Annotated in this window: 18 protein-coding genes and 1 pseudogene; 18 read left to right on the forward strand and 1 reads right to left on the reverse strand. The window is 33.4% G+C overall.

What is annotated here, in order from left to right; all coding sequences use genetic code 11:
- Positions 1-124 precede the first annotated feature (124 nt).
- Together BK580_RS11445 and BK580_RS11450 are read left to right on the forward strand one after the other, a co-directional pair.
- Positions 125-2,725, forward strand: a complete 2,601-nt coding sequence (locus BK580_RS11445) for an AAA family ATPase (RefSeq protein ID WP_078380449.1) — start codon at positions 125-127, stop codon at positions 2,723-2,725.
- A 367-nt stretch (positions 2,726-3,092) separates the two neighbouring features.
- Positions 3,093-3,845 (forward strand): LytR/AlgR family response regulator transcription factor, encoded by a 753-nt coding sequence (locus BK580_RS11450; protein ID WP_078380450.1) that lies wholly within the window; start codon positions 3,093-3,095, stop codon positions 3,843-3,845.
- 87 nt (positions 3,846-3,932) lie between these two features.
- Here the strand turns inward: BK580_RS11450 and BK580_RS11455 are convergent.
- Positions 3,933-4,064 (reverse strand): annotated as a pseudogene (locus BK580_RS11455) (aspartyl-phosphate phosphatase Spo0E family protein); the annotation flags it as partial.
- Positions 4,065-4,261: 197 nt separating this feature from the next.
- On the opposite strand from BK580_RS11455, the gene BK580_RS11460 reads away from it, so the two are divergent.
- The 16 genes from BK580_RS11460 (at position 4,262) to BK580_RS11540 (ending at position 26,153) form a co-directional block, all read left to right on the forward strand.
- On the forward strand, positions 4,262-7,681 hold the full coding sequence (locus BK580_RS11460; RefSeq protein ID WP_078380452.1) for an ATP-binding protein: 3,420 nt from the start codon (positions 4,262-4,264) through the stop codon (positions 7,679-7,681).
- Between the two features lie 297 nt (positions 7,682-7,978).
- On the forward strand, positions 7,979-8,734 hold the full coding sequence (locus BK580_RS11465) for an EAL domain-containing protein (RefSeq protein ID WP_078380453.1): 756 nt from the start codon (positions 7,979-7,981) through the stop codon (positions 8,732-8,734).
- Between the two features lie 99 nt (positions 8,735-8,833).
- Entirely contained in the window at positions 8,834-10,672 is a 1,839-nt protein-coding gene (locus tag BK580_RS11470; RefSeq protein ID WP_139364880.1) for a flagellar assembly protein A, read from the forward strand.
- 102 nt (positions 10,673-10,774) lie between these two features.
- Positions 10,775-11,509 carry a LytR/AlgR family response regulator transcription factor gene (locus BK580_RS11475; protein WP_078380455.1) on the forward strand — a complete coding sequence of 245 codons (735 nt, stop codon included), beginning with the start codon at positions 10,775-10,777 and terminating at the stop codon, positions 11,507-11,509.
- A 351-nt stretch (positions 11,510-11,860) separates the two neighbouring features.
- Complete coding sequence (locus BK580_RS11485) at positions 11,861-12,976, forward strand: sensor domain-containing diguanylate cyclase (protein ID WP_078380457.1); 1,116 nt, start codon at positions 11,861-11,863, stop codon at positions 12,974-12,976.
- A gap of 297 nt (positions 12,977-13,273) precedes the next feature.
- Positions 13,274-13,951, forward strand: coding sequence for a response regulator transcription factor (locus tag BK580_RS11490; protein WP_078380458.1), 678 nt, complete (start codon positions 13,274-13,276; stop codon positions 13,949-13,951).
- Positions 13,948-15,330 carry a sensor histidine kinase gene (locus tag BK580_RS11495; RefSeq protein WP_078380459.1) on the forward strand — a complete coding sequence of 461 codons (1,383 nt, stop codon included), beginning with the start codon at positions 13,948-13,950 and terminating at the stop codon, positions 15,328-15,330. Before BK580_RS11490 ends, BK580_RS11495 begins: the two co-directional genes overlap by 4 nt.
- Positions 15,331-15,401: 71 nt before the next feature.
- Positions 15,402-16,484 (forward strand): ABC transporter permease, encoded by a 1,083-nt coding sequence (locus BK580_RS11500; protein WP_078380460.1) that lies wholly within the window; start codon positions 15,402-15,404, stop codon positions 16,482-16,484.
- Positions 16,484-17,215 carry an ABC transporter ATP-binding protein gene (locus BK580_RS11505; protein ID WP_078380461.1) on the forward strand — a complete coding sequence of 244 codons (732 nt, stop codon included), beginning with the start codon at positions 16,484-16,486 and terminating at the stop codon, positions 17,213-17,215. The genes BK580_RS11500 and BK580_RS11505 overlap by 1 nt, the downstream gene beginning before the upstream one ends.
- Positions 17,216-17,304: 89 nt before the next feature.
- Positions 17,305-17,787, forward strand: coding sequence for a hypothetical protein (locus BK580_RS11510; protein WP_078380462.1), 483 nt, complete (start codon positions 17,305-17,307; stop codon positions 17,785-17,787).
- A complete protein-coding gene (locus tag BK580_RS11515; protein ID WP_078380463.1) occupies positions 17,784-18,314 on the forward strand; it encodes a CBO0543 family protein in 531 nt (176 codons plus the stop codon). The genes BK580_RS11510 and BK580_RS11515 overlap by 4 nt, the downstream gene beginning before the upstream one ends.
- 112 nt (positions 18,315-18,426) lie before the next feature.
- Positions 18,427-19,350: a CBASS cGAMP-activated phospholipase gene (locus tag BK580_RS11520; RefSeq protein WP_078380464.1), complete on the forward strand. Its 924-nt coding sequence runs from the start codon at positions 18,427-18,429 to the stop codon at positions 19,348-19,350.
- Between the two features lie 283 nt (positions 19,351-19,633).
- Positions 19,634-20,461, forward strand: coding sequence for an adenosylmethionine decarboxylase (speD, locus tag BK580_RS11525; RefSeq protein WP_078380465.1), 828 nt, complete (start codon positions 19,634-19,636; stop codon positions 20,459-20,461).
- Between the two features lie 468 nt (positions 20,462-20,929).
- The gene (locus BK580_RS11530) at positions 20,930-22,435 is read left to right on the forward strand and encodes an AraC family transcriptional regulator (protein WP_078380466.1); all 1,506 of its coding nucleotides are present in this window, start codon (positions 20,930-20,932) and stop codon (positions 22,433-22,435) included.
- 210 nt (positions 22,436-22,645) lie between these two features.
- Complete coding sequence (locus tag BK580_RS11535; protein ID WP_078380467.1) at positions 22,646-24,475, forward strand: IucA/IucC family protein; 1,830 nt, start codon at positions 22,646-22,648, stop codon at positions 24,473-24,475.
- On the forward strand, positions 24,453-26,153 hold the full coding sequence (locus tag BK580_RS11540; RefSeq protein ID WP_078380468.1) for an IucA/IucC family protein: 1,701 nt from the start codon (positions 24,453-24,455) through the stop codon (positions 26,151-26,153). Before BK580_RS11535 ends, BK580_RS11540 begins: the two co-directional genes overlap by 23 nt.
- Positions 26,154-26,166: the final 13 nt, after the last annotated feature.

Raw genomic sequence — 26,166 nt, forward strand, 5'->3', positions numbered from 1 at the left:
GCTCTTTTTTTGTGATTTTATTATTGAAGAATATTCTGAACAAGTTATAAAAAAACATTCGAATTTTTTATAATTTTTTTAATAAAGTATAGGAAGGGAGTATTTCGAAAGGAGTACCAGCGTAATGGCATATTGGATTTTTCTAGGTAATTCAAACCAGTTGAATGAACAGAACCAGCAAATTGTTTGGAGAATGAAACAGAGTGACTATGACCATGAATTAGAGGTAGAGGACTATGTATTTATTTGGCGGATAGATGAAAAAGCTGAAAATGGTATCATAGCATTAAGTAAAATATCATCAGAACCCTATAAAGGTAAAAACGAGATAAAGGTTCCTTTAAACATAATAGAAACACGTAAATCACTAAAAGAGAAAATGCTTATACACGACGAATTAAAGCAAGTTCATGGTGTGAAAAATCTTGAGATATTCAAAATTAAAGAAATGTGGATCTTTCGAATATCAGAGGAAGAGTTTAAAAGACTGTATACATTATGGAAATCCCCAGAAATCATCCAACGTAAATTGAAAAACACACATATTGATAAATATTTATTTCTCTTTAAACAACAAGCAGATAAATGGTTTATAAATAGTGAGAAAGAGGAAGCAAGCTATCAATTTTTTAGAGAGTTTAGTAAAAGAGAGTTTCTCGAAACAATGGAATGGAACGATATCCAGAAAATTGGAGATCATGTTAATGCATTTAATTTTTCCATCGCCAAAATTAGAGCATTGGATCAATTGACTACTCCTATTGAACATTATCGTGCTAGTTTTTTGTATCTTATTTATGGGGACGACCCCATTCGAATGCGGATAGAGGATTTTACTAAAAATGAAAAATATAAGCTCTTTGGTTTTGGTAGTCATGTAGTTAGTGAGCTATTAGCAAAACTTTTCCCTGATTATATTTGTTATATTAAACCAAAAGAAAGAACTTCCTTAAAAAGTGTATTGAAGCTTTTACCAGATGAAAGAAAAGAAGAAAATCTAGCGCTTAATTTATGGAAGGACAAAGAGTTTTTCGTAGAAAGTGGTTTAGTCGAAAAATATATTGATATAGTTGGGAAGCAAACAAAATTACCCATTTATTATGAAATATCTCAGTTCTTGTCCTATTTACATGAAACTTTTCACGATAAAAAAACTGTATATAGTAGTAAAGTGGAACCGGAGGAAAATAAGCGGAAATACTGGTTCATCTCAGGACTTGAAAATAAAGAATTAGAAGGATTTTTTCGAAATAATATTATAACATTTGAAAATGCACATCTAGGGGATCTTAGGGAGTTTAAGAACAAAAGTGAGATAACAGATGCTTTAAAAAGACTGGGACAATTCAATTCGAAGTCTAAATACGACGCTTCTATCTATTTTCAATTTTGCCATGAAATGAATCTCGGAGATTATGTATTTATCAAGCGCGGATCTAATGAGATAGTGGCAATGGGAGAAATCGATTCGGACTATATTTTTAATTCTGTTCGAAAAAAAAATAAGTCTGTTAGAAAAGTTAAGTGGCTAGTTGAGGGGAAATGGAAAGTCAAAGGAACATTTTATTTTAATAAGTGTTTAACCAATATTACAGAATATAAAGATTTTGTTACTTACTTACTTGATATTATTTCAGGAGAACAAGAATTGTCGACACTAACTACAGAAAGGATAGCGAGTGAGAGAAATGACCCTGAAAAACAATCTGAAAAACCATTATCCCATAGCAGCGATCAGGGGGAGAAAGGAGAAGAAGTAATTCCAGAAAAAAATATAATATTAGGAAATATACTTGATAATGATTTAGTACTATTACCAACTAAATATACCATGCATGATTTTTTAGAGGAAATGTTTGTTAGTGACCAAAAGGCAGAAGAAATATTTGGAGCGCTAACTTCGAAGAAAAACATCATCATCCAAGGGCCCCCAGGTGTGGGAAAAACATTTATGGCAAAAAAAATAGCCTATACACATATGAAGAGTAAAGACGATAGTAAAGTAGAGATGGTACAATTCCACTCCTCTTTTTCATATGAAGACTTTATCGGAGGAGATGTGCAGATTTCAGAAGGAAGATACACCTTAAAAGAAGGTATTTTTTTTCGGCTTTGTCAAAGAGCTATTGCAGATCAAGCTAACAATTATTACTTAATAATTGATGATATACACCGTGGCAATATTACTGAAATTTTCGGCGAGGGACTCATGTTAATAGAATCTGATAAACGTGGCCCAAAAAATGCAGTGAGACTTACGAAGGGGAAAGCAGAGCAGATCTTTTACATTCCTGAAAATGTATTCCTTATCTGCACGGAAGGTACGCTTAGTATGTCACCACCTCCAATTGATTTTTCTGTTAGAAGACGTTTTTCAACTATCTTAATAGAGCCAGCTTTTCATTCGGAAAAGTTCAAGAAATACTTACTAAATAAAGGCTTAAGTCCAAACTTTATTGAGCAGTTAACAACCAATATGACGAGTATAAATAATGAAATACAATCTGATGTTGAGAACTTTGGGAGCGGTTTTGAAATTGGTCATAGCTATTTTTGCCTAAATGGAGCAGATTCAATTGAGGATGAAAGAAAATGGTTCGAACAAATCATGCGATTAGAAATAGCTCCTTTATATAAAGGAAATTTGTTTAAAAGAAAATTGGACATAGAGAAATGGATCAACCAAATTCAAAACACTTCTGAAAATCAAAAGGTGAATGATTGAAAATAGAACACTAAGAAACTGCAGTAGTTTGGAAATATGTAGAATATGATAGAAAACTTAATAAAATACTCAATAACCTTTAGCTACAATTAAAACTAAGGGTTATTGGGAAATTCTTTAACTGAAATTCTCCAATAATAATTATCGGATACTAGTAGTATAGTGTGGAAAAACAAAAAAATAGAAATTAGTAATATTTGTTTTGATGGAAAAACATGCTATTTTTTTGATTTTTCATCTTGACAATATTATACATGTCCTATATAAACAATAGAGTAATTAATATACCTATCTAAAATAAGAGTAGAATTTATAATTTCTTCAGTAAATTCGTATTAAATAGTGTAACAAAGGGGTAAATTTTGTAATGGTTGAAATGAAAGTACTGGTTGTCGATGAAAATGAAAATGATGTAAAAACTATCGTAGAATACCTAAAGTTTTTTACGAATATTGAAATTACTGTAATCTGTAAAAAAAATATTGAAGATTTAGTTGGGCAAATTATACTGAAAAAACCAGATTTAATCATAAGTGAAACGTTGTTGTCTAATAAAGATGGGATGGATGTTATAAAAGAATGTTTATTATTTTATCCTAAATTAAAATGTATCTTTATTACCAAATATAATGAATTTGCATTAAGAGCCTTTCAACTACAGGCTATTGATTACATAATAAAACCGCTAGAAAGAAATCGTTTTTACCAAGCGATGGAAAAGGCTAGAAAGCGAATTATGTATGATAATAAGGAAATAAAAATAGAGATAGAAGAGAAAGATAAAAGTTTACAACTAAAATACCAAAACATCATTTTCTATATCCCTTATAGTGATATTCTTTTTATTGAAAAAAAAGGAAAGAAATGTTATGTTCATACGACTAATAAAATTTATGAAACTAACGAAAATATTAGTGATATCGTAAAAAAACTAGAAAATAATGTATTTATTCAAGGACATCGATCATACGTAATTAATACAAAAAAAATCACTCATATTAAACCTCATGGTGAAACATTTATAGTTCAATTCCAAGATTATGAGTTCAAAGCAAATATCTCCAAACTAAAAATTAACGAGGTTAAAGCGAAAATTTCCTCTTATTTGTTTTATAGTTAACGATTATACTATAAGTGTATTTATGCAGCTGCAGCTTATGTAAAGAAGCTGTAGTTTTTATTTGTTAATATTCTTATACTGTTCTCGTAAATTTAGTAATTTATCTAATCGCTGACTACAGTCAACAGTGATTGAAGCAGACAAACCGTGTTTACTTGCACATTCGATCATTTTTTTTCGACACTGCTCAATCTCTTTTTCTATTGTACATTTATTCATTCTATTGGATTCTCCTTTTAATATCCTAGGTTTATTTTACCTATTTTCCAATAGAACATTGATTAAAGTGAATGAAATGTCTCTTTTTCTGCCCATACGGCATGTAATTTATGGAATTTACATGAATTGCCTACTTCATAAGACTCCAAAATAAAGAAAATGATTTATAAGCAAAAAACATTTTTAAGGGGAATAATATGTTAGAAATATTAAGTGGATTTAATTTTAAATTGGTCATCCTTTCGGCAATCATCGTGATAATTGCCTATTTTAACGGTCTGGAAATTATCTCAAAGTCTACAAAACCTATTAATAATAAACTTATTTTCGGAGCGTCTGTTATTATTGGTATAGGAATTTGGACGATGCATTATGTGGGAATGCTAGCTACTCATAGTCATTTATTAATAAAATTTAATGGATTGATTATTATAATTTCCTTAGTTTTTGCTATTCTTTCTTCTTATCAGCTTTTGAATAGTATTATAAGAAGTGACTATAGTTGGAAAATGCAAATTTTGAATAGTATTTTATTTGGAGTATGCATATTAGGGATGCATTATTTTGGAATGATGTTTCGACATCTGTTTATATATAAAAATATTGATTTTGAACACTTTATCGTGTCTTTTATTATAATTTTTATTACCACGTGGATCACTTTATCTTTATCAAAGTATTGGAAAATTCCGATTAGTAAGGATAAGGGCAAATATAAAATATTTATTGCCTTTGTTTTAGGTATAGGAACTACTTTCATGCATTATGCTGCAATGATGGGAACGAATGAAATGCATAATGAAATGTTTCATGATGATAATGATAGTTTCCTTTTTTTTATCCCAGGGGAAATTACAAGAGATCTGTTAGCTTATGTTCTTGGAATAGCCACAATTTTCCTTTTTCTTGTTAATATTTTTATGGTGTACATGGATAAGAAGAGCGCAGAAAAACTAAAATCAATCACAGATGTTCATCTTCAATCACTAATTGAGCGGCACCCCTCTCCCATTCTATTCATAGATAATCAAAACTTAATCACAAAAATGAATCCGATAGGCACTGAAATTTTAGGATATTCTCAGAAAGAGATTCTGCAAAAACCATTTTTATCGTTAATTTCAGAAAAAAACAAAATAGAGTTGAAAAATAAACTAATTGAAGCACATAAAGGAATTTCCTTGGATATAGAAATTGAAATGTTATCTTCTAAAAAAAAACAAATCCCATTTAAATTAACAATTGTACCTATCATACTTGAAAACGAAGTTAATGGACTTTATGTTGTCGGAAGGGATATTACTGATATTAAGAAATCTCAAGTAAATACTCTAAAGCTCCAAAAAGAATTGTCAGATACAATTAGACAACAGCAAGGGATAACGATGAAAGCCATTAGAATAGGTGAGACGTTTATACACACTATTTGTGATGGTGAACTTTTATACAAATTGGGACTAACCCCGGAGATGGTAGTAGGAAAAGAATTATACGAGCTTTTACCTGAGGAAGTAGCAAATGAGCATATTGATTATTATAAAAGAAGCTGGGCTGGTGAGGTTGTCTGGTTTGAAACTAAGATAATTGATATCGATTGTTTTGTCAGAATAAGTCCTATATTTGTAAATGATGAAGTTGTAGAAATAATTGGTTCATGTGTGGATATTTCTGAAAGAAAGCAAGCTGAGAATGCGCTTAAGAGAGAAAAAAATTTGTATCAAGATATATTCCATACAATGTCTGAAGCTATTGCCATCTATAGTGAAGATGGAGAGTTTATCTATTTAAATGATAGGGCATTTGAATATCTATGGTTTAATTACAATAATGTTAATGAATTTAATTTTAGTTTCCATAACATTGAATATATTGATGATGACGGCAGAATGATGTCGAAAGACCGATATCCATACATGAATACCATGAAAACTGGGGAAGCAATAAAGGATCAAATAATAGGCATCAAAAAGAATAAAAAGATAACCTGGCTATCGGTAAATACAATGCTATTAAAAAATGAAATAGATTTCAAAGAAAATACTAGAAAAGTCTTGATAACAATGAAAGACATTACGCTTCAAAAGAACCATGAAAAAAGACTAGAAGAAGAATCTTTACTTAATAGTACATTATTACAACAACTCCCTATAGGGATCATAATTGTAGACAATGACTATAATGTCGTATTTTCAAATGAATACCTGTTTAAACTATTCAATATAAAACATAACTCAGGCAAAGAAATGAAAAAGAATGGTCAACGTTATTATACTAAGTTATTTAAAGAGCCAAGTCATGTAGAAAGTATAATTTCAGAGATGTTAATTAAAAAAAGCTATAAAAAAGTAGAGTTTGAAACAAAAGATGATAGAATTTTCAAAATTAAATATATTCCCTTCTTTTTAGAAGATGACATAAAGGCACATTTTTGGACTGTCGAGGATATTACAGAACGTAAACTAAAAGAGGCAAGAATCTTGACTGAAAAAGAAGAGGCGGAACAATCTAATATTGCGAAAACAGAGTTCTTATCAAAAATGAGTCACGAATTAAGAACACCTTTAAATGGAGTGCTAGGTTTCGCGCAATTATTAGAACTAGAAGAGAGACTATCAAATCAGCAGCATATATTTGTAAAAGAAATTCTAAAAGGTGGTCGCCTCTTACTAAATTTAATAAATGAAGTTCTCGACCTCTCACAAATTGAAGCTGGAAAAATAAAAGTGTCGATGCAGAATGTGAATGCGTTGTCGGTAGTGCAAGAATGTGTGAAGATGGTACAACCAGTAGCAAACAAAAATGGGATTTCTATCGAATATCATCTTAAGGCATTTGAACATTATTTCGTGTTTACGGATGAATTACGGCTTAAACAAATAATCTTAAATCTATTAGAAAATGCGATTAAATATAATACAAAAGATGGGAAAATCATTGTAACATGCAGTTCAGATCAAAGAAATATTTATATTAGAGTAAAAGATACTGGAATCGGAATTCCAGCAATTGAAACACAGAAAATCTTTGATCCATTTTACCGTGTATCTAATTTGAACTCTTTTGCAGAAGGGACTGGGATTGGATTATCAATAGTAAAGCAATTGGTAACCTTAATGGAAGGTGAAGTTGGAGTAACTAGTGAAATTGATGTAGGTAGTGAGTTTTGGATTCGTTTACCAATTGTAAATCACCCAATGATAATAAAGTCAGCTAAAGAGCAAAAGCAGCTAGTTAATAAAAGGGGAGAAGCAAACTATCGCATTCTTTATGTAGAAGATAATCCTGCAAATATCCAGTTAATGCAATATTTATTCAAGCCAGTAAAAGGAATAAATTTACACATTGAGAATGATGGGAAATCAGGTTTGAAAGCCTTTAAGCAAAATACATTCGATCTCATCTTACTAGACTTAAATCTGCCAGATATGTCAGGTTATGATATTTTAAAAGAAATTCGCGAAATAGAAGATACTTGTATACCAATCATTGCTATTAGTGCTGACGCGATGAATTCAGATATAAAAAGTGCAATAGCATTAGGTTTTACAGATTATATAACTAAACCGATAGATGTTACTTCTTTTATCAACACTCTATTAAACTATTTGGAAAATTGATTTAATCTGACGTTCACTTCATGAAGTGAACGTTTTTCTATGCGAACTTTAAGGGAAAATTATTTGTGTTAAACTTTATCAACTCTTGCAAAACGTCTGGAGCCTCGTGGACATAATCTCCTACTATTTTATTGTCTTAAAAAGTATTAATAGTGGAGTGAATTGTCGAAAGGTGCTTGATTGATGCCTATTTGAGCGTCTAAAATGCCTAATAAAAATTAGACATAAATATAGGTCTAAAGTTACACTTATTATCAAAGAACGACCAATTATATTCCAAAAAAAGGAGGGATGATTATGGATTTATATCAGATAATTAAGAATAAGAAAGTCGAACATTTGTATCAACCTATCGTTAAAATTAATAGTGGAAGCATTTATGGGTATGAAGCGTTGATCCGTTTTCCCGAATACCCAGAACTAATCATCGAAGATATCTTTCAGATGGCTAGATCTCTTAATCTATTGTTTGAACTTGATACATTATCTATACATCACGCACTAAAAATGTTCCCTTTTCACCTTACAGAAACTGAACATATTTTCATTAATATTTTCCCTTCAACTATAATACATGCAAAATTTGAGGGATTTTTGAAAAGATTAGTCTGTAGGTTTCCACAAATTAAAGGAAGAATTGTTTTCGAATTAAACGAAGCAATTGAAGAAAACCATTTATGGGATGTAAAAAAACTTAAGAAAAAAATTGATACGATTAAAGAATGCGGTTGTTTTATTGCTTTAGATGATATTGGTAAAGGCGCTGCAACCATACAAAAAATTGTAGAATTTAAGCCAGATTATATGAAATTAGATCGCTATTTTGCAGAAGATTTATCAAAATCAAAAGAAAAGCAACTTATTATTTCCCTCCTTGTGAAGTATTGCAAAGGAAGAATGGGATTAATACTAGAAGGATTAGAGTTTGAAAGTGACCTCGAAATAGCAAAGCATCTACAAGTCCCGATTGGCCAAGGTTATATCATAGGCATTCCTGGAAAAATAACCGTGAAAACATTTAGTGAGAAACAACGTTTAGAAAGAAAGCTTTAGTTAGTTTCTTTAGTTCAACTTTCTATAGCACAATTAACTACGCACAACGAAAAAATAAATCTAGATACAAATTCACCAATTTCATCAAAAGAATCGGAAGTGAAAAATAAAATAATGAATGAATTGTTTAATTCTTTCCCCAACAATATTGAGGTCTTCGATCCATCTTTCATTTTAAATGAACTTGAAGGGAAAGTATGGGTTAGAGACGGTCTCATTTATTGTAGTCCTGCTAATAATAAGTTTCCTACAATAACAGTAAATAAAAATATTAATCTCATGAAAAATGGAGAACATGTAGAAGGCACTATCGTGGTTTCAAAAACAGATCATTTCACAATAAAAGATAGTGCACCGACACCTAAAGTAAATTGGCAAGTAAACATAGATAGTACTAAAAATAGAGTAGTTTTATACATTAAACCAAGCGAAAGAAAATACTTTAAGCTTGAAGATGTGGAACCAGGTTATCATATCACCCTTAAAACTTATGAAGTAAATGAACCTTTCAATCCGCTCACTATCGATGAAATTATGACAAAATTAAACTTATTAAATATTCAATATGGAATAGATTATAGTGAAATTGTTAAGGCAGTAAATACAAAAGTAGAAGATGAATTTATCATTGCTAGAGGTTCTGATCCAACAGAAGGTGAAAATGGACGCATTGAGGTGCTAGTGGAAACAAAAGTAAAGAAAGCTTTTTTAGAAAAAGAAGATGGGTTGATAAATTATAAAGAAGTAAAGCAAATACCAACCGTAAATATAGGAGAAGTAATTGCTAAAGTCCATCCGCCTAAAGCAGGAATTGCTGGTCTTGGCGTAACTTTTCAACCGATTCATTGCAAACCCACATTTCCAATAAAATTAAAATTAGGAAACGGGGTAGCGTTATTACGTGATGGTGAAACTTTAGTTGCCACTGAAGCGGGAAGACCTTTTCTTGAACAAAATGGCTTACTCGTAAAAGTATCTATTGTATCGAAATTAACACATAAAGGTGATGTAACATTACAGACTGGAAATCTTCATTTTAAAGGAGATATAGAGATATTCGGAAATGTAGAAGATGGTATGAAAGTAGAGGCAGACGGCTCTGTAAGAGTTTCTGGAAATGCGAATTTTTCTACTATTTCTTCTAAGCAATCCTTATTTATAAATAAAAATATTTTAAGTAGTACAATTATAGTAGGAGAAAATCCTAAAGAAATTACAGAGTTGATTAAGACTCTCTCCAGGATTAATCAAGAATTAGTAACGATGTTAAAATCACTAGAAAGAATCATTCAAACTAATAAGTTCAGTAGCCAGCAACCGATAAATATCTTTCAATTTATACTCCATCTTGTAGATCATCACAGTTTAGACTTAAAGAAATTATGTAGTAAACTTTTTAATCAAAGTCAAAAACCTGCTTTTTTGGTAGATAAAGAGCTAACTTCACTTGTCGGAAGATTAAAAAATAGTTTCTTCACCTCCTTGAAAAGTGACCTACACACTATGCCGCAATTAATCATTTTAGCAAATGATATTCAAGTAGTATTAGATAAATATAAAGCAATGACAAACGAAGAAAGCAACTTACAAGTAAGCTATGTATTAAATAGCATCATATCCTGTAATGGAAATATAGAAATATTTGGGCTGGGCTGTTATAATTCCAACATTTATGCTAAAGGAAAAGTTCATATAAATGGTATTTTAAGAGGCGGAGAAGTTTTCGGTAAACTTGGAGTATTTATTAAAGAATCAGGCTCTGTTGGAGGGGTTATAACAAAAGTTATAGTTCCTTCGGATGAAGTAATTCAATTTGATTTAGTAAGGGAAGGCACCTTCATTCAAATAGGGAACAAACAATATATTTTCCAAACAGATTGGAAAAAAATTGTAGCTTCACTTAGTAAGGAAAATGAAATAGAATTTAATAGCTATTAACAATAATTCTTAAACGTAAGGAATCTTCTAATTATATCGAAATCCTCCATCCATCTAGTAACAATTACAAGTATAAAAAGAGGCTTATAGAGGGGGATCTCAATGAAAGTATACAAAATAGTTATAGCCGATGATGATCTTTCATCCAGAACGTTACTGAAGCATTTCATTGACTTGTTCCCGGAGTACGAATTGGTTGGTGATGCTCAAAGTGGGTTGGAATTCATAAAGCTCGTGCAACAGGCGGATCCAGATATTGTACTTGTTGATATTAACATGCCAGGATTATCAGGTGTTGAAGCGATCAAAGAATGTAAAAAATTCAAAAGACTTAACCCTATGCAAGTTATTTTCACAACTGGATACAGTGATTTTGCAGTGGAGGCTTTTGACGTATCTGCTATTGATTACGTAATAAAACCAATTGAAAGAACTCGACTTCTACAAGCTTTAGAAAAAGCAAAAAAAATGATGGATTTTGAACAAAATGCGTTAAATGAACTACCAACCTCCGATTATAAAGTTTCTTTTAAATCTAATAACGCTATGTTGTATATTCAGTTAAAGGATATTTTATTTTTTGAAAAAGAGGCACGGAAAACCATTTTACATTTGAAAAATGAACGATACGAAATTAGCGAATCTTTAAAAGAGCTATCCAGCCGATTACCAAATATTTTTTTCAAAACACATAAGTCATATTTAGTTCATTTAAATAAAATAAGTAGTATTGAAGCTTCTGGTGAAACATACTTAGCATACTTTTCCCAAACAAATAAAAAAGCGTTTATCTCCAAATTGAAAATTAGTGAAGTACAAAAATACTTTACCGAGTAAATTAGCTAGATTATCCTTTGTTAAATAGTTCCAAAGAAGGGGATACTCAAAAATTGGCGAATCTATTTTAGTGAAATATTCGAACACGATTCCGAGGTGGTATTTTGGAGATTACTGAAAGGTATATAGAACTCATTCAACACTTACAAGCAATTTTCAATAGAGAATTAAATATAGAGGAATTGCAATTTATCAAGCAAATTATTGTATACGAAATAAATAAAGGTGAACAATACTCTATCGAAATGCTATTTAAAGTATTCAACAGTTGGAGTTTAACATTAGCTTATTAAGAATGTTCATATTCACCATTATCACTATTTGAATTCTACAAGGGGCGAATAAGATAGAATGAAATCAAGTCTTATTTGGTTAGTATTGTTCATTTTGATTTTTACGAATGGAGTACAATACTACTCAAACCTAAAATTGGAAGCAGGTACTCAAGCCCTTAATCAAAAATTATATCCAGCACTTAGAGCATCCGATCATGTTTTAACGGGTTTAATAAGCCAACAAACTGGTATAAGAGGATACTCGATTACATCAGATACAACCTTCTTAAATGCTTATTACGAAGGTGGGAATATAGTTTCTAAGAATAGTGGAACAATTAAAGAAATTATGCAAGACTATCCTGAGTTACAGGAATTATATGATTTCAAGGTAAAGCCAATCCAGAATAGATTACAAGAGATGTTTCAGCTCGAAGAATACACACAATTTAATTCCAGAGAGTATTGGTATCGAAACAAAATGTATATGGATGACTATCAAGACGAACATGATAGGTGGATTCTTGCTGTAGAACAAAAAATGCGTGATGTTTCTTTCCAAAATGACTTTTATAGAGATTTGTCAAAGTATATGTTTATTTTTTCGTTATTTGTTTTGTTGCTATCAATTATGATTTTTTTGAGATTCTATAAACTTATCAAAGTGAAATTCCGCCAATTAAAAAAATTAGCAAATCTTGATGCGCTAACTGGGATTGGAAACCGAAGACTTTTTCAGGAAACGATAAAAAAAATGAGGAAATCAGGTACTCCTTTTCAATTAATATTAATTGATATTGATAAGTTTAAACAGTATAACGACGCTTACGGCCATAGAGCAGGAGATGCTTGCTTAAAAAAGGTAAGTGATGTAATTAAAAGCAATACTAACAAATATGGCTATTATAGCCGTATTGGGGGAGAAGAATTTGCGATTGTACTTCCCCAAATAAGCTTACAGGAATCTTTAAGAATTGCAGAAGAACTCCGAAGGAACATCGAGGCTCTTGGAATACCCCACAAAGGGAGTCCCTATAAAAAAGTTACTATTTCATTAGGAGTAGCTTCGATTTCTTCACTAAAAAATACAAGATTCGAAGATTACTATGAACAAGCAGATCAAGCCCTCTACCTAAGCAAGGAACGAGGTAGGAATCAAGTTAGTGCACATGATGTTGATTCAGCGGTTTGAAAAAAAGGAGAATAGTCGTATTACCAGCTATTCTCCAATAATAATTAAATTAGAATTCGTAATCCTCAATATTATCTTTCATAAATACTACTTAATCTGGAAGAAAAATAATTCCCCTAGCTTCTGCGATATAACCATGTCCCTGGCCGTATAGAGTTAGCTCGATTTTCACGGTAGCCAAAATAAAATATATAAAGTAATTCCGACACATTATTTACAATTCACAATTAAAATTGATGTTTACAATTTAATAAGGCAAAATATTACTAGGAATTAGAGCGTGAAGGAGTGTTATAAATGACTAATATCCTAGTAGTAGATGATGATAAGCATACAAGAAAGTTAATTTGTAATTTTTTGGGTGAAAATGGGTATGTGACAGCGGAAGCTGAAAATGGAATAGTAGCATTACAGCTACTCAGTAGAAATATTTATAACGTAGCAATTGTAGATATTATGATGCCGAAGATGAATGGATACGAGCTTACAAAAGAAATTAGAGAAGTCTATGATTTGCCTGTTATTATGCTGACAGCTAAATCGCAGCTTCAAGATAAAGAACGAGGATTTGCTGTTGGTACGGATGATTATTTAATTAAGCCATTTGAATTAAAAGAACTTCAGTTTCGAATAAAGGCTTTACTGCGTCGAACTAACCAAGAATCTGAGCAAATAATAAAAATTTCATCTATTGTAATAAATAAGGCAAGCTATGAAGTACAGGTGGGAGACCAAACCTTACTACTCCCTTTAAAAGAGTTTGAGCTTCTATTTGTGCTAGCATCTAATCAAAATCGTGTTTTGACAAGAGAACAATTAATTCAGAAAATCTGGGGCTTAGATTTTGAAGGGAATGAAAGAACTGTAGATGTTCATATTAAGCGATTACGTGAACGTATGAGACAATTGACGGAAGATGTATCGTTTAAAACCATTCGAGGAGTTGGTTATTCTCTCGAGGTTCTTTCATCATGAGATCTTTGTATTCAAAATTTGTCCTTTTTACTTTAGTTATTATGATAGTAAGTGCTTTATTGGCTTTCTTTCTGTCGAATGCTTATTATCAGCATGTATTGAAATCACAAAATGACGAAAAATACACAAACATCTCATTAAATATTGCTCAGTATATAAATACAGAAACCAATTTAGAACTTGCTAAATATTTTGAGTTACTATCTAACATTGGTTACCAATTGATGATTGTGGACACGAATGGAGAAGCTGTCTTTTATGGTACATCTTTTAGAAAAGATAATTTACAAGCAGATGTGATCGAGCCGGTTTTGAATGGTGAAATTTATCATGGGATGGCTCGATTTCCAAAGGATACATTTGTTACAGGTTTTTTTGCGAATGAAACAAAGAATAGCATTGGTGTAGCAATCGAGCATAATGATAATAAATATGCAATGTTTCTCCGCCCCAACTTAAAATTATTATTTAATGAAATGCATTTTCTCTTTGCCTGGTTATTAACACTAACCGTAGTTTTCAGTCTAATATTTGAAATTACTTTAGCTAAATATCTCATTCATCCTCTTTCAAAGCTAAATAAGGCAACAAAGTTAGTACAAATTGGTAAGTATCCTGTTGTTTTATCTGTTAATCGAAAGGATGAGATTGGAGAATTGGCGTCTAGTTTCCAAGATATGTCCAAGCAACTTGCTCAGCTAGATGATATGAGAAATGAATTTATTTCGAATATTTCACATGACATCCAATCTCCCTTATCAAATATTAAAGGGTATGCTAGCTTGCTAGAAAAAGCATCTTTAAAAAAGGAAGAGGAGGAATACTTAACCGTTATTCAACAAGAAGCAGATCGGTTATCGAGTCTTACTTCACAGTTACTAACTATTTCAAATTTAAACCAATTGAAGGAGCTACGTATAGAAGAGGAAGTGCATATTGCCCAACAACTAAAAGAATTAATGAAAAAATATCAATGGAAGCTTTCCGAAAAAGAAATCTCTATACAACTTTTACTGAAAGACGTGACTATTAAAGGTGACTCTTCCCTCCTCTTAAGTATGTGGGATAATTTATTAAGTAATGCCATTAAGTATAATAAACAAGAGGGTAGTATAGCTATTGCCATCCAAACTATAAAAGATTCTATAGAAGTAACCTTTAAAGATACCGGAATAGGATTGACTTCAGAACAAAAGGGGAAAATATTTGACCGTTTTTATCGCGCTGATGTCTCTCGATCTTCTAATGTTGAGGGATCTGGACTTGGGTTAGCTATTGTGAGGAAAATTGTTGAACTTCACCGTGGCACCATAACTATTCAATCAAAATTAAACGAAGGGACGACCATCACCGTTATTTTACCGGATAAAAAAATGTAATAGCTTATTCATCCTCCGTTCATATTCAGAGCTTAGACTTTGAATATCAACATTTGGAGGATGATTTTTTTATGGGTTCATTAGCAAGTAAGGAGATACGATTTTTTAAAACTAGATATGTTCTAATCTTCACCATTATCTTTCTAATCGCCAGCCTTATTTTTATCATTAGCGGATTAGCAAAAGGACTTTCCCATGATAATTCTTCATTCATTGAAGAAATGGAAGCAACGCATTACTTAATGACAATGGATTCAAACGGACGCTTAGATCGATCGTCTATCTTAGAATCGGAAGGGAAGGATTTCCTACAAAATCCTGTTTTCGAACCATTTTCCCTCCGATTAATTGCTATGGAAGGTGAGAAGAATAACACTTCTTTTGATGTAACGATTATTGGATTAGATAAAGAGAGCAAGGTTCTCCCTGAAATAGGGGAAGGGGTATCATTGTCAAATTCAATGCAAATCATCGTGGATTCCTCTCTTAAACAAGATGGTTTTCAACTTGGTGATACATTAATTGAACCGAGGTCAGAAGCAGAATTTACTATTGTTGGTTTTACAAAAAGTCAGAAATATAGCCATACCCCAACAGTTTTTATGGCTTTAGAAGATTATTCTGAGCTTGGGAGACAAGAGTCTCTTATCTATAATGCGATAGCAGTAAATAATATCGATTCGAAAACAATGGAAGAAGTATTAAAGCATTCATCCAATCTTCATTGGGTTACAAAAGAGGAGGTCATTCAAAATATCCCTGGTAACGCAGCAGAGCAAATGTCATTATCGATGATGATTATCTTCCTACTCATCATCTCCACTTGTATTTTAGCCGCTTTTTTCTATATATTAACGATTCAAAAAGTTCAACAGTTCGGCGTATTAAAAGCAATTGGAGCAAGTAATGGATTTCTAATTAAATCGACTCTGAGTCAAGTGATTTTACTATCTCTTACTGGAATTTTAGCTGCTTTACTGTTTATCTCAGGGTTTCAAATGATTTTACCAAAACAAATCCCTTTTCTTCTAGAAATAGAAACAATTGCTGTATACACAATTCTATTATTTATTGTGGCGTTATTTGGTGCTGGTGTATCTGTTATAAATATCGTGAAGGTTGACCCCATTATTACATTAGGAGGGAAGGAATAATGAATGCTACTTTATTAGAAATAAATCATGTAACGAAGTCATTTAAAGATGGAGAACATAATCTAACCGTTTTAAACAAGGTATCATTAAAAGTAGAAAGAGGGAATCTAATCGCGATCGTTGGTCCATCAGGCTCCGGTAAGACAACCTTACTTTCAATAGCTGGATTATTACAGAGTGTTGATGAAGGTGAAATCTGGATTAATAAGAAGCAGATTTCTCAAAATAATGAAATAGAAAAATCGCGTATCAGATTAAATGAAATAGGATTTATCTTTCAACAATCCAATCTTATCCCATATTTAACAGTGGAAGAACAGTTAAAACTAGTTCTAAAATTAGCGAAGAAGCCTTGGGAGCAGCATAAATTATATGTTGCAGAATTGCTAGAGTCGATGGGTATTCTTCATAAAAAATTCCATTTTCCTCACCAATTATCAGGAGGTCAAAAACAACGAGTAGCGATAGCACGTTCCCTTATTAATAATCCTAGTATTATTCTAGCAGATGAACCGACAGCTAGTCTTGATTCTTCCAGAAGCTTTGAAATCATGTCCCTTTTAGCTAATGAAATTAAGAAAAATCAAAAGGCTGGAATTGTCGTGACTCATGATGAAACGATTCTCCCTTTATGTGATCAAATTTATTACATGAAGGACGGAAGAATCGATCATTTAGCTGGAAAACAGGAGAGTGATAAAGCAGAAACAAAGAGCATCTTCCTTACTTAATTACGTTTGTATTAAGCATTAACAATAAGAATGAAAAAGAACTCCTTAGTTATACTAGTAAGAAATGACATAACGAAGGAGTTCTAATTATGTTCTGGTTCTTTTTTACTACCTTAATTATTTCTATCATTTTACTGTTCTATCTCTGGTCACTGAAAAAGCGATTTGATCCCCTTCAGTTAGTTCTCATATTTCTATTTACTTCGTATATTTGCCAGAACACATACTATAAATTATTTTCCCCTTATGATCGGATAAGTATTGCGGATAGTGGCTGGGCAAAACTAACCGTGAAATTACATTTCGGGATCATTTTACCTGTCCTTTTAATCGGAGTTATGTCTTTCTTTATCGTTCGAAAACGACTTATTGCTTTGATTACTAGTGCCCTATGGGTACTATTCGTGCTAGGGAGTGAAAAACTTTATCTTTTGCTAGGTGTTTTGGAATTAGGCGGAAAGAATTGGTATCCAGCTATTGATTTATGCTTTGCCATCTTGCTTGTTTTTATTTCAATTGCTGGTATGAAGTTTCTTAATCGATTGCTAGCCAATGAAAGAGTGATCTCATGAAGGAGATGTTTGCTAATGTAATGGACCCTATCTTACCAAAGAAGTTTGATGAGAATGAGGTTTACACCATAATAATTACGATTCTAGTGTTGACTGTTCTGGTTTACTTCCAGAAGCGTCAACCAGAATTAAGCAAGCTTGAATTAGGAAGCATTTATTTATTTAACTTATTACTCAGTACAACGTTGGAATCCCTTTTGGCAGATCATCCAATAGATTTGTATGATACGGTGGACCATGCGCATGCTGAAATATTTGACGTGATTTTGCAAACCTTTGCTTACCCAGCTACTATTGTTATTGCGTTGTATTTTTATTCGAGATTTAAACCGAATAATTCTCTCTATATTCTTCTTTGGGGAATAATCTTAACTATATTGGAAAGGTTCTCCTTACTTTTTAACTTATTTCAATATAAGGAATGGACTCTTTTTTACTCCTTCATTTTTTACATACTTATTATGGTGTGTAATATCATTTTCTTTAATAAAGTACGGAATTACATTAGAAGAAGGAGAAAATCGTAACTTGCTCAGTAGCGAAAAATAAAACGAAACAAATTTTTCTTTTACTTTTACCTCACATAAGTAGTTTTAGGAATGGGGAAGATAAAGTAAAACAAAAATCAGGTGGACTCTAATGAAAATACTTTGTATAGATGGTGGTGGCATTCGTGGCGTGTTTGCAGTAGCCATTTTACAAGCTATCGAAAATGAATATAAAAAACCAATCGGTGATCTATTTGATATGGTAGCAGGTACAAGTACAGGATCAATTATCGCCTCCTCTGTCAGTATAAAAGTAGAAATGACATCAGTATTAAAGAATTATAAAGAGTTTGGTGGGAAGATTTTCGACAGACAAGCAAAAGTTGGTCTTTTTAAAAGTATTTACAGTGATAAATATTTACGTCGTTTTTTTCATCAGGCATTTGGAGAACGCTCCCTTGCTGATGTCACAAAGCCTTTGTTGATTCCTGCTGTGGACGTAACACATGGGCGTCCATTTGTTCATCGATCTAATTATGGTAATAAAGATACTAAGGATTTAACAATCAAGCTTTGGGATGCGGTGTTATCCTCCTGTTCAGCACCTGTCTATTTTCCCCCAAACAATATTAATAACCACTATTTATCGATAGATGGTGGATTGTGGGCAAATAACCCTTCATTAGTATGTCTAACCGAAGCATTAGAATATTTCAAAGTTGATTTAAAGGAAATGAAGATACTGTCAATCGGAACAGGATTACAAAAGATTGATTTCACAATCCAAAAAAATAAATATTGGGGAGTGAAACAGTGGCTTCCATTTCAGTTGCCATTTATGAAAGTAACGCCAAAACTACTTGATTTAGCCTTGCAATTGTCTTCTGAGTCGGTAAGCTATCAATGTCAACATTTGCTTGGAGATAATTATCTGCGCTTAAACAAAGAACTTGGAGAAGAGGTTCCCTTTGACGACATTACATGTATGGAAGACCTAATTCAATTAGGAAGAGTAGTTTTTGATGAGCGAAAAGAAGAGATAAGTTCATTTTTGAATATAGAACCAAACAGATAATTGTTTTTTTCACAAAAGGAAAGGGTACTATAAAAATAATTGGCTCTGTTAAAGGACAGTGTTGATTTTTAGGTCCCTAGCTGTTGATTGGAGCACAAGGCGAAGACTCCTGCGGGAGGTAGCGTTTTGTGGAGACCCCACAGGCAAAGCCGAGGAGGCTCTCCTAAGCCCCGCGGAAAGCGAAGCCTAGTGCGGAAATCAACAGCGGTGTTTAATAGAGCCAAATAATTAAAAGATTTCTGTAGAAATGGAGTACAAAAATCTGTACAAGGGGGATCTTAAGATGGAAGTTACACCAGAGCAACGGATTACACTTCATGAATTCAATAACCTAACGAAATCATTAAGCTTTAATATGTACGATGTGTGTTATACAAAAACAAAAGAAGAACGCGAGGCATATATCGATTATATTGATGAGCAATATAATGCAGAACGATTGACAAAAATTTTAACGAATGTTGCTGAATTAATAGGAGCGCATGTGTTAAATGTCGCTAAACAAGATTATGTACCACAGGGAGCAAGTGTAACCGTTCTAGTATCAGAAGGGCCAGTAGTAGAGGTACCAACTGGAACTTATGAAGAATCACCTGGGCCACTACCAGATTCCGTTGTGTGCCAGCTAGATAAAAGTCACATCACCGTGCATACTTATCCTGAATATCATCCGGTAGAAGGAATTAGTACGTTTCGTGCGGATATAGACGTTTCTACTTGTGGCGAAATTTCACCACTAAAAGCATTAAATTACTTAATTCATTCCTTTGAAACAGATATTATGACAATGGATTATCGGGTTCGCGGCTTCACCCGTGATATAAACGGAAACAAGCTATTTATTGACCACGATATTAACTCTATCCAAAACTACATACCAGATGAAGTGAAAAGTCTCTATGATATGATTGATGTGAATATATATCAAGAGAATATCTTTCATACCAAATGTAGGCTAAAAGAATTTGACTTAAACAACTACCTATTTGGATTTTCAAAAGATTCCCTTGAAGATAAAGAACGCTATGAAATTACAGAAAAGCTAACAACAGAAATGGACGAAATATTTTATGGAAAGAATATTAACTTCGGCTACAAAGATAAAGATTAACCCCCAAAGCAGTCATCGCACTGCTTTTTTATTTTGAACCCTGCTAAAACTTGTAATCATCAGTGAGTATAACAGGTCATCCTAATTTTTAGAATAGATACCTATGCAAAGAAATTCGCATCATAGATGATGAAATGAAAAAGTGGACGATTAAATATCCCCGCCTCCCCTGTAGATTGTAGTGCAAGGCGAGAGACTCCTGCGGGAATGCGAGTCGAAGGGAGACCCCACAGGCGCAAGCTTGCGCCGAGGAGGCTCCCAAGACCGCCCGCGGAAAGCGAACGCCTGGCACGGAAATCTACAGGGCGTTCAAATGGGTCACCTTATAATTACAGGGTAGCTATTTAATAGAGACCTTCACCTATTTCGAACTTGAATTACATTATCTTACTATTTAACTATTGAAACTGATAATCATTATCATATATAATAAGTGTTTAATAGCAACCAAAGAAAAGGTGATCCTAAATGAAGAACATCCATATTTCGTCATCAACACTTGAAGAAGGCGAAAAATGTTCCATCCAACAAACTTTATTATACATAGCAGCCGGAACAGGGGAACTATTTTCTACTAGAAACAGTGTAAGTCGTGCACTAAAAGCTGGAAAAAGTATTTGGGTAGAAGAAGCTACTCTCCTCTCAACATCCAAAGAGTTTTTGAAAGTATATACCATAGCTTTCCCATCAACAATAAATTTAACTAAGACATCATTAGCATATATCGATCCTAATAAAATGGAACATCTGGTAGAGGAACTGCTTTTTTTACAGGATAATACAACATTCTCAGGGCAATGTAGGTTTCAAGCTAAAATTTGGAGTTTCTTGGCTACGCTCACCGATATCCAAGAAATAGATGATATAGAAGAAACAATTCAATACTTAGATCAAAACATAACAAGAAATTTAACTGTCTCAGAATTAGCAACTATGGCCAGAATGACCCCGACTTCTTTTTCAAGAGCTTTTAAAAAGAAAACTGGTCTCACACCGAAGGAATATGTCGTAGAAAAAAGAATGAAAAGAGCAAAGGAGCTCATCATTCAACATAAAGGAATGACATTGAAGGATATAGCCTATCAGCTTGGTATTCAAGATGAATTTTATTTTAGTAGAATGTTTAAAAAGAGAGTGGGGGTTGCCCCAAGTATTTATGTGAAGCGCGCGAAGGAACGTGTAGCAATTGTTAGTCAGATATTTTTACAGGACCATCTTCTGGCACTTGGTGTGCAGCCTGTCGCTGCCCCAATGTATCCATCTGTATTTCCCGCATCAAATGGGGTGCCGTCTTATATGGAAAAGGAATTGGAAGGGACACTCCTTTTAAATGCCGAAAAAGCATTTGATCCAAAAGAAATATTACAAACAAAGCCGGATAGTATAATTAAAACATTCCTTCATCATGGGGAAGAACAGTCATTGTCATGGGAAAATAGAGAAGATGTTTACTCTCTAAGCTTGCAACGTTCTTGGCAAGATTACTTAGAAGATATTTCTTCCTTAGTAGGGAAGGAAGAAAAGGTAAAACAAATTAAGCTAGAAATACAGAAATTAGAAAATGAAGCCAAGGAAAAGTTATGTCCGATTACAAGACTTGGTGGATGGGCAGTGATATGGGTTCGACCTGAAGAAATTCGATTATACGGCTATTCCGATCATGCTTGTTTAGATCTTTTATTTCAAACATTAGGCTTCGAACCTCATCCTGGTTTGCCGAAAAGTGGTTATCGAGTCATTACTCCAATGGAATTGGCTATTTTAAACCCAGACAAATTACTAATACTCTGGAGTAAAAAAGTCGATATTGGCAGATTGATGAATTCTGCAACATGGAGCCAATTAAAAGCAGTGCAAAATAAAGAAGTATATATCCCTGATAGTACAGAGTGGGACCCGTGGGGACCGCTTGGTAGAAAATATATGATTCAAAACTTAGTTAGCTTTTTCCAACAATCTGACAAATTAGCGTGAACAATAGAACCCTTTGAGCATTAGGACTAAATAACCAATTTGCTCAAAGGGTTCATTTGTCCATGCGATATGACAAAAAAGGTCATGTTCATATTATTTGATAATGGTTATCATTGAGAATGAATTTCACTTAGGGTTCATTTATTTTTTTGTTATTCATTGATAATCATTATCAATGAAAGTGGAGATTTTAGGAGAAAGGGTGGGAACATGCGGCATTCCGCTAAACAGATTGCAGAAAATGCTTCTTTTCAGGCGTTTTTAAATAGTTACATAAGGGAAGTAAATGGCGCTCACTGGATAAAGAAAGAGAAATGGTATAGAGAACAACGACCTTCTGTAATCCTAATGGGCAACGACATAGTAGAACTAAACCTTCCTCACCAAAAATTAAAATTTGTGATAGAGGTCGAATATAAATCCTTGGTTGGAAGACATACTTTCGGTTTAGCACTTAAAAATGACGAACAGCAACAAGATTGGGTAGAAGTGGAGCGACTGTTTGTCATGATTTCATTAATTCAGGAGCTCCATTTAATGGCAAAAGAGAATGGTTGCCCTGAGCTCGCTTCTCATTATGATGAACTTCTCTTACGACTAATAGAGAGTTACCATTCCATGACTACCTATATTGAAAAAAGACAAGATGAAGCAAAAAGATTATATGCAGTTGATTGTACCTTTATTGAATCAGAGCAGTCATTGTTATTCGGACATTGGATGCATCCGACTCCAAAAAGCCGACAAGGAATGGCTTCATGGCAACATGATCGTTATGCTCCTGAACTTTGTGGCAGTTTTCAGCTTCATTATTTCCGAATAGACTCAACCTACATAAAAGAAGCATCTATATTAAAAGAAAAAGCAACAGAAATAATAAAGGAAATGGTGAAGGAGTCTGCCTCTAATTTAGAAACCAAATCAGGTACGCTCATTCCTATGCACCCACTACAAGCTGAATGGTTGCTCCAACAGGAATACATTCAACAAGCGATGGATCAAGGTATAATCGAGAACTTAGGACTCCATGGTAGAACATATACAGCCACTTCGTCGGTACGAGCAGTGTACAATCCTTTGGAGAAATGGATGTTAAAGTTTTCTATTCCAGTAAAGGTTACAAACTCACTTCGAGTGAATAAACTTCATGAATTAAAGGCTGGGGTAGTCATGGCCGAACTTTTACAAAAGATAGACTTTTTAGAGGAATATCCACAATTTCGAGTAGTAGATGATCCAGCATTTATGACTGTACAACTTCCTAATAGAGTGGAGACTGGTTTTGAACTAATCATTAGATCAAATCCGTTTCAAGCTGGGGATGATAAAGGGATAATATCTATAGCAGCGCTTGTACAAGATGCACTTCCTGGATACGATTCTATGCTAAAAAACATTATAAGAAAACTTTCATTTGAAACGGGAAGGCCGATAAAAGAAGTTAGCGTAACATGGTTTAAACATTATTGGAATTGCGCAGTAGAACCAATGATTAGGCTTTATGATAAGCATGGAATGGCATTGGAGGCTCATCAGCAAAACAGTCTAGTAGACATTTCGCTAGGCTATCCAACTGCTTACTATTTCCGCGATAACCAGGGCTATTATTTAGCTTCTTCTTATTACTCACACTTAGAAGGGTTTGGCGTAGATTTGAGCCAAGCATCGGAATTATTTTATGAGGAGGATATGATTTCCAATCGTTTTTCTTATTATCTCTTTATCAATCACATTTTTTCGGTGATTCATCGTTTTGGAGTGGATGAATTGATTGAAGAAGAAGAATTAATAAATTGGATGATTCCCACATTAAGAAAGTTGGCAGAAGAGTTGACAGGAGCTGGAAAACAATTCGTGCAAAGTGTTTTAGAGCAAGGACAATTAGCTTGCAAAGGTAACTTATTAACCCGCTTTCACGATGTTGATGAGTTAATGGCTGAATTAGAACAGGCAGTATACACATTCATTCCAAACCCAATACATCAAGTCTATCAAAAAGAGCGAAGGGAGAGAGAATATGCATCTGCTTTCCCATTGTAAAACTGAAGAGCGTGTAAAGAGACAGTTAGTAGAGGCGATTCTGTTTGAAAGGCTACTCCCTTTTGAGCTAATTGAGGAGAAGGAAAGTACAATATTTCTAATAAAAGGGCGAACACATACCTTTCAATGTAAAGGTCGTATTACAGCATTTGATCGTTATCGAATAGTGGAGAGGAGTATTCTTAAAATCAATCAAGATGGCACGTCACAAGATGTCTCTTTGAATCATTTGATTGAAGAATTGACCACTGATGGAAATATTAGATCAAAAGTGTTATTGGAATTACAGCAGACCATTCTTTTGAGTAAATGGAACGAAAGAAATGTGCCAATCCTTTCAACAAGAAGGGACCTTCCCTATGAAGAACTTGAATCTGCTATAACAGAAGGTCATCCTTACCACCCTTGTTATAAAGCACGAACAGGCTTTACTTTGGCGGATCATGAAAATTACGGACCTGAAGCGAATTACTCCTTTCAGTTATGTTGGATTGCGATTCCAAGAACGACAGTTCGTTCTTCCTTTCCGAGCAACGAAATAGAATTTTGGAAAAAGGAATTAGGAGAAGAAACATATTCAATACTGATAAATCGTCTAAAGGAACAAGGGGGGGATTTTTCCATCCATACATTGTTCCCTGTTCATCCTTGGCAATGGAAGAATTTCATCCAGCAGCATACGTTGGATCTATCTATCCTATTTTTAGGATGTGTGGGAGATTCCTACCGGGCTACTCAATCAGTACGCACTTTGTGGAATGAAACAGACTTGAGAAAATCACATATAAAGCTTGCTATGAATATGGTGAACACTTCTTCTTTACGAATTTTTGAACCGCATTCAGTATGTACAGCGCCAGAAATTTCTACTTGGCTTTGCCGTGTTCAAGAAACTGATCCCTTTTTACAAGATAGACTAGTGTTATTACAAGAGTATGCAGGATCTATTGTCGATACTAAGTCTCCTACGATTCAAGGGCAGTTGGCGGTAATTTGGCGGGAAAGTGTTCGAGCAGTTTTAAAGCAAGGGGAAGAGGCAGTCCCGGTTAACGCCCTGTCCTTAATGGAACAAGATGGTAAACCATTCATCGACGATTGGTTGCAAAAATATGGAATAGAAAAGTGGCTCGTACAATTTATAGAAGTCGCTGTCTTACCTGTTTGGCATTTACTAATTGCACATGGTATTGGCGTAGAGGCCCATGCTCAAAACATGGTGCTTTTGCACGAAGATGGTTGGCCGACACGATTAATACTTCGAGATTTTCATGAAAGTGTGGAATATACAGAGAGCTTTCTTTCTGCTCCAACTCTACTACCGGATTTTAATAGCTTGCATACTGATTATCTAAACGCTCCTAATGATAAATATTATTGGATGTCCTCAGTAGAAGCATTACGGGAGTTAGTAATGGATACCTTGTTTGTCTTCCATTTAAGCGAGCTCTCTTATCTGTTAGAAATACACTATCACTACTTAGAGGAACGCTTCTGGAAACAAGTACAAGAAATACTTAACAAGCACCTACAAGCGTTTCCTGAACTTGTGGAGAGACATAAATTAGTACAGTCCGATAATTCAAAGATTGCAGTAGAATCATTATTTACAAAAAAAATAAAGCCGGGACAATCAGATTATCGTCATTTCATTCAAAATAGCTTACTTATAAATGATTAGAAGGAGAGTGGCT

The sequence above is a fragment of the Sutcliffiella halmapala genome, from assembly GCF_002019665.1.
Taxonomy (GTDB): Bacteria; Bacillota; Bacilli; order Bacillales; family Bacillaceae_I; genus Sutcliffiella_A; species Sutcliffiella_A halmapala.